The following is a 6,221-nucleotide window of genomic DNA, read 5'->3' on the forward strand; positions in this document are numbered from 1 at the left end:
AGTCCGAGGGGCATCACCGGCGCGCCGCGTCCCCGCGGTTCGCGCCGACCGGCGTTCCGTAACCCCTTATTCTCCGCGGCGACGTTCTCCGACGATGAGCACCATCTACGTCGTTCGTGGCGTGGGAACCGCCCCCACGAAGATGGCGTCCTACGACGCCGCGCTCGCGGCGGCCAACGTCCACAACTACAACCTCGTTACCGTCTCCTCGGTCATCCCCGCGGAGGCGACGGTGGAAGAGGTCGACGTCGCCCCGGACCTCGGTCCGGCGGGCAACCGACTCACCGTCGTGCAGGCGCGGGCGACCACCGGCGGCGTCGGCACCGTCTCGGCGGGCCTGGGGTGGACGACCGGCCCCGGTCCGGGCCTGTTCTACGAGGCGTCCGGCGAGAACCCCGACGCGGTCCGCCGCGCCGTCGAGGAGGGCCTCGACGCGGGCCGCGGCCTCCGCGAGTGGACGTTCGAGGAAGAGCGGGTCTCGCTGGCGACCGCGGAGAACGACGGGGAGGGCTACACCACCGCCGTCGCACTCGCCGCCTACGGCCCGAGCGAGTCCGTCTTCTGACCGCGCCTCGCCCTTCCGACGACGGCGGTTCTCCGCCCCCTCCGACGGCTTTATCTTTCGCGTTCCCGTAGCCTCCACGACTCATCCTCATGAACGGAAACAACCCTTACGCAGGCGCGCCCGGTGTGGTGGACGCGGGTCACCCCGAGGAATCGGAACTCTCGACGTCGGAGGTACGGCACCTCCGCGAGGCCGTCGCCGGAATCGTCTCGCGCACGCAGACGTACCTTCCGGAGGGCTACGCCGTCGGCTCGGAACTCTCCTACGGGTCGAACGGCCCGCAGGCCACCGTCGCCGTCCGCCCGCCGGTCGGTCGGCCCATCAGCGCCGGATTCACCCCGGACGAGGAGGACCTGGAGTCGGGTCTCACCGACGACGATCGGGACGAGGTCGCCCGGGGCCTCGCCGCCTCCGCGGCGTTTCAGGTGATGAACGCCGTCGGCGACGACCTGACGCCGACCGCGCGATAAGACGCGTTTTCAGTTCCGCGCCGTCCCGCCCCGCTCTCTCCCGCGCTCTCCGTTCGGGACGTTCGAGAGCGGCGGGTCCACGAACAGCGCGTACGCCAGCATCGCCGTGGAGGGGAGTCCGCCGACGCTGACGCCGAACGCGGTGCGGACGCCGACGGCCGCCGCGACGACGGCGCCGAGAAGCATCGGAACCGGGAGCAGCAGCAAGAGCCAATCGTACCGCGATGCGAGAGTCGGTCCGGTAGTCGCGCCGCTGGGGGTGTTTTTGACATTCATTGTACTCACCGTCACGAACCACTACCGGCGGATTCGTACTAAACGTTACTCCTGAGGGGACTGTCGCCGGCGTCCGCCCAGTTCCGGTCCGGTCCGGTTCGGCTTCGGTCCGGTTCCTGCGTCCTCACTTCCCCCAGAAGGGGTCGCGCCGCCGGTGTTTGTTCAGATACCCGGTCAGCGCTTCGAGTTCGTCGGCCGGAATCTCGTCGGACAGTTCCTGTTCGAGTATCTTCGCGTGCTTTTCGGGCAGTTCGGTCCACAGTTCGTCGCCCTCCTCTATCTGCCGACCGACGGTGGGGCCGTCGATGGCGATGGAGACGCGGTTGCCGGCGCGGACCTCCGAAACGTCCTCGCCCTGCTCTTGGATGCCCGAAAGCTGTCCGACGCGGGTGGGCTTGTTCCCCTCCCACTTGGCGACGTTCGTGTTGTTCTTCAGCGTGCCCGACATCACCTCGACGCCGACGACGGCGGGACCGGACTGCCGGAAGACGTGGTCCTCGAGGATGCGGAACCGGCAGGGGCGGATTATCTTGTCCATCACCGTCTCCTGCTGTGCGCGCTGGCGTTCGTCGATGAACTCCTCGTACTCCTCGACGAGTTGGTATATCACGTCGTCGCGGAACAGGCGCACCTCGCTGGTCTCGAGTTCGTCCTCGGCGTTCGGGAGGACGTCGACGCTGAATCCGAGGATGACCTTGTTCTCCATCTCCCGGGCCGTCGACGCGACGGCCACGTCGCGCGGCGCGACGTCGCCCACCTCGGCGCGGAGGATGGGCACCTCCGCCTCCTTGAGGGCGTTCGCCATCGCTTCCAGACTGCCGAGCGTGTCGGCCTTGACGACGACGCCCTCGTCGGCGGTGTCGACCTCTATCTCGGCCAGTTCGGAGGTCACGTCCTCGATGACCTCCTCCTCGCTCCGGTCGCGGACGACGCGGATGGGCGCGCCCGCCATCGCGTCGTCGAGGTCCGGCGCGGCTATCTTGATACCGGCCGCCGCGCGCACCTCTTCGACCTTGTCGAACCGCTTTTCGGTCCGAATCTCCGCGTTCGGGCGGGGTTGCAGGAGGGCGCGCACCTCGGTGACTATCGGTCCGTTGACGCCGCCGACGACGATGACGTCGTCCTCGCGGACGCTCCCGTCGTACAGCACCACGTCGACGGTCGCGCCGAACCCGCGTTCCTCTTTCACTTCGAGGACCGTCCCCGCGCCGGGGCCGGAGACGTCGATTTCCATCTCCTCTTTCATGTAGCGCTGGGAGAGGCCCATCAGGACGGCGAGGAGGTCCGGGATGCCCTCGCCGGTCATCGCCGAGAGGGGGACGACGCCGACGTTCTTCTGGAAGTTCTGGACGCGCCAGTAGAGGTCCGCGGAGAAGCCCTCGTCCGAGAGGTTGCCGATTATCTCGTAGAGGTTCTCGTCCAGTCGTCCGCGGGCGCTATCGGACTGGCTATCGTAGGAGCCCTGGATGGGCGACCCGTCCTGCGGGTTCCACCCGGGCGTCGTGTCTATCTTGTTCGCGGCGACGACGAACGGCGTCCCCGTCCGCTTGAGGATGTCGAGGGCCTCGAGCGTCTGCGGTTGGAAGCCGTCGTTCACGTCGACGACGACGATGGCGATGTCGGCCAGGGCGCCGCCGCGCGAACGGAGCGTCGAGAACGAGTGGTGCCCCGGCGTGTCGATGAACAGGAGCCCCGGAAGGTCGAAGTCCTCCGGTTTGACGAGGCTCCCGGCCATCTGCGAGACGGTTTCGAGGGGGACCGCCGTGGCGCCGATGTGCTGGGTGATGGCGCCCGCTTCGCCCTCCGAGACGGCCGAGCCGCGTATCTTGTCGAGCAGCGTCGTCTTGCCGTGGTCGACGTGCCCGAGCACTGCGACGATGGGTGTCCGGAGTGCGTTCGATTCGGTTGCGGGAGAGGCGTCAGCGTCGGCGTCGGTGTCAGACATGAAAAGTCACTCCGAGAAGTTCTGTACTGATAGGCGGGGTGCGTCGAAGTTAAGTCCATCGTCACGGGCGGACGCGCGTGAACGCGAGACACGGGGAGTCCGCCGATTTCGGCCGAATCGAGGTGCGGCGGACTCGCCTCGGAACCGCCGCCGTCGGGGTCCGACGCGGCGAACTCGGGTCCCGTACGGCGTCGCTCGCCCGCCGCGCCGTCCGACGGCCGGCGGACGAACCCCGTGGCACTTATGTAACCGTAGTCGAATATCTCCGGTCATGGCCGACGTACTCGCCGAAAACCTCTCCGGGAAGGCCGTCATGGGGGCCGACGGGACGGAACTCGGAATGCTGTACAACATCACGATGAATCTGAAGACCGGGACGCTGCACGACTTGCTCGTCTCGCCGCACGAGGAGGTCCGCGCGGACAAAGTCGCCTTCGAACAGGACGAAGACGGGCGGTTCCACGTCCCCGTCTCCAGCGTTCAGGCCGTAAAAGACTACATCGTCGTCCAGCGTTAAGCAGTAATACAGACACGTGCCGATGCAGGTTCTCGACTCTTCCGCGTTCATCCACGAGTACCACACCGACGACCAGACGGCCTCGATTCCCCTCGTCGCAGACGAACTGGAGGGCGAGGCCTCCTTCCGCTTCGACGCGATGGAGGGGGCGGGGATGCACATCCACATCCCCGCGTCGGGTACCGTCGAGAAGATTCGCCGCGCCGCCGAGGAGACGGGCGACCGGGAGACGCTCTCGGACACCGACATCCGCCTCTTAGCCGCCGCCTTCGAACTCGACGCCACCCTCGTCACCGACGACTACGCGATGCAGAACGTCGCCCAACGGGTCAACGTGACGGTGAACGTCATCGCCCAGGACGGTATCGACGAACAGCGCAACTGGCGGTTCCAGTGTCAGGGCTGCGGCCGCGAGTTCGACGAGCACAAGGAGCGCTGTCCCATCTGCGGGACGGAACTCGCTCGGAAGAACCCCGCGTAACCGACCGCCGCGGTGCGGTGCCGTGCGGTTCGATTCTCCCGCTTTTCGATCCCCGAGCGACGCGTCGGGAGGTGGTGCGGCGCCCCCTCCCCTAGCCCGAAATCAGTCCCACCGCCAGCGCGTAACTGACGGCGAACTGGACGGTGTTGTAGAGGCCGTGGGCCGCGACGGGGACGAGCAGGCTCTCGCTCTTCTCGTAGACGACGCCGAGCACCCCGCCGAGGACGAGGACGACGGCCAGCGACACTAACGCGCCGGACCCGGTGAAGGAGGTGAAGTGGATGGACGCGAACACCGCGCTCGACGCCGCGACGGCGAACGGGACGCCGTACTCGCGCCGGAACTGCCCCTGGACGGCCCCGCGGAAGACGAGTTCCTCCGTCGGCGCCACGAGCAGCAGCGTCACCGGGATGTAGTAGAGAAACAGGACCGGTTGGCCCTCCGCCGTCGCCGCGACTGCGCTGTCGCCGCTGTCGATGCCGAACCGGGTGAGACCGAAGCTGATGAGCAGATAGAGGCCGACGAGGACTCCCAGTCCGACGGCGGTCCACTTCAGGTCCCGGCCGGACGGCAGGCGGCGGTGTATCAGCCCCCACTGGTCGGTCGCGGTGAGGTAGCCCCCGGCGGCGACGCCGAACCCGACGAACTGGGAGGCGCTGACCAGCGCCGTCCCGAGCGCTCCGTCCGGGTCGATACCGACGGCCCGGAGGAGCGCCGTCGCCAGCGAGACGAATATCGTGGCGCAGACGAGAACGAGGAGCACGACGACGACGACGCCGCCGAACGCGCGGAGGGCCGTCCGGAGGTCCGAGCGGGTAGCGGAGGACACGTCGGATGCCATTTCGTTGCCGGCGATATGCGGCGGCGGCGGATAGGGATGCCGGTCCCCGGTCACCCGTCCCACTTCCGCCGGCTACTCGACGACGAGGTGCGTCTTCTCGGACACCGCGTCGGCCTCCTCGAAGTCGCCGCCGCCGAGCAGTCCGCGCGCGGCGCGCTTGCCCCACTCGACGGCCGGTTGGGTGAACGTCGAGACGGCGGCGAGTTCGCCGTACAGCACGCAGGCCGCCTCCATCCCGTACAGCAGTTCCCCGAGTCCTCGCTCGTCCACCGCGTCTATCTCGACGCGCACGTTCGGGACGCCCGCGGCCGCGAGACTCGCCTCCGTCGCCTCGAACTCCGCGTTCAGAAGGTCGCCGAGCGACGACCCGCCGAGATAGGAGAGGCCCTCCAGGTCGGTCTCGGGAATCGCTCGGTCGTCGCGGTCGGTCGGGCGGACGAGCGTCACCAGTTTATCCCGCGGCCCCGCCCGGTAGAGTTGGAGTTGGGAGTGTTGGTCCGTCGCGCCGAGTGCGCGCGCGGGCGTCTGTCCCAGTCCGTCCTTCCCGAGGCTCTCGGCCCACAGTTGCGCGAACCACTCGGCGAAGTACTCTAGGTCCTCGCTGTAGGGCATCATCGCGTTCGTCAGCGCGCCGCGGTTGGCGAGGGCGTACGACGCCGCGCCGTAGGCGTAGGCGGGCGACTCGAACAGCGACCCCGAGAGGCGGTCGGACTCCGCGCGCGCCCCGGCGAGGAGGGCGTCCAGGTCGTGGCCCTGAATCGCGGACACTGCGAGTCCGACCGTCGACAGCGCGGAGAACCGGCCGGGGACGCCGTCCGGCACCGGTAGCGACGGCAGGTCGTGTTTCGCGGCCAAATTGCGCAGGTTCCCCTCCTCCCCGGTCGTCACGAACGTCCGGTCGGTCCAGTCGACGCCGGCGTCGTCCATCGCCTCGCGGACGACGAGGAAGTTCGCCAGCGTCTCGGCCGTCGTCCCCGACCGCGAGACGACGTTGACCACCGTCTCCGAGAGGTCGAGCGTCGACAGCAGGCGGGTGACGCGTTCGGGGTCGACGTTGTCGAGGTAGTAGGCGTCCGGGTCCGAGGGCTCCGACAGCGCCGAGGAGAGCGTCGCCGCGCCGAGGGCG

General features: G+C 68.4%; 8 protein-coding genes. 4 read left to right on the forward strand and 4 right to left on the reverse strand.

Annotated features, from left to right (window positions below):
* The first annotated feature begins 94 nt into the window (after positions 1-94).
* Together C474_RS04015 and C474_RS04020 are read left to right on the forward strand one after the other, a co-directional pair.
* Entirely contained in the window at positions 95-565 is a 471-nt protein-coding gene (locus C474_RS04015; protein ID WP_008384176.1) for a pyruvoyl-dependent arginine decarboxylase, read from the forward strand.
* An 89-nt stretch (positions 566-654) separates the two neighbouring features.
* Positions 655-1,035, forward strand: a complete 381-nt coding sequence (locus tag C474_RS04020; RefSeq protein WP_049916689.1) for a DUF5811 family protein — start codon at positions 655-657, stop codon at positions 1,033-1,035.
* Between the two features lie 9 nt (positions 1,036-1,044).
* Here the strand turns inward: C474_RS04020 and C474_RS04025 are convergent, their stop codons facing one another.
* Both C474_RS04025 and infB read right to left on the reverse strand, forming a co-directional pair.
* Positions 1,045-1,311: a hypothetical protein gene (locus C474_RS04025; RefSeq protein ID WP_049916690.1), complete on the reverse strand. Its 267-nt coding sequence runs from the start codon at positions 1,309-1,311 to the stop codon at positions 1,045-1,047.
* Positions 1,312-1,435: 124 nt separating this feature from the next.
* On the reverse strand, positions 1,436-3,256 hold the full coding sequence (infB, locus tag C474_RS04030) for a translation initiation factor IF-2 (RefSeq protein ID WP_008384179.1): 1,821 nt from the start codon (positions 3,254-3,256) through the stop codon (positions 1,436-1,438).
* 271 nt (positions 3,257-3,527) lie between these two features.
* Here infB and C474_RS04035 point away from each other — a divergent pair, with 271 nt between their 5' ends.
* The gene (locus C474_RS04035) at positions 3,528-3,773 is read left to right on the forward strand and encodes a PRC-barrel domain-containing protein (RefSeq protein ID WP_008384180.1); all 246 of its coding nucleotides are present in this window, start codon (positions 3,528-3,530) and stop codon (positions 3,771-3,773) included.
* 22 nt (positions 3,774-3,795) lie between these two features.
* Positions 3,796-4,254 (forward strand): NOB1 family endonuclease, encoded by a 459-nt coding sequence (locus tag C474_RS04040; RefSeq protein ID WP_008384181.1) that lies wholly within the window; start codon positions 3,796-3,798, stop codon positions 4,252-4,254.
* A gap of 91 nt (positions 4,255-4,345) precedes the next feature.
* Here the strand turns inward: C474_RS04040 and C474_RS04045 are convergent, their stop codons facing one another.
* Positions 4,346-5,083, reverse strand: coding sequence for a CPBP family intramembrane glutamic endopeptidase (locus C474_RS04045; protein WP_239640372.1), 738 nt, complete (start codon positions 5,081-5,083; stop codon positions 4,346-4,348).
* Between the two features lie 84 nt (positions 5,084-5,167).
* On the reverse strand, positions 5,168-6,221 hold a 1,054-nt coding region (locus C474_RS04050; protein ID WP_008384183.1), incomplete at its 5' end, for a hypothetical protein.

It is taken from the genome of Halogeometricum pallidum JCM 14848 (genome assembly GCF_000337095.1).
GTDB classification, from domain to species: domain Archaea; phylum Halobacteriota; class Halobacteria; order Halobacteriales; family Haloferacaceae; genus Halogeometricum; species Halogeometricum pallidum.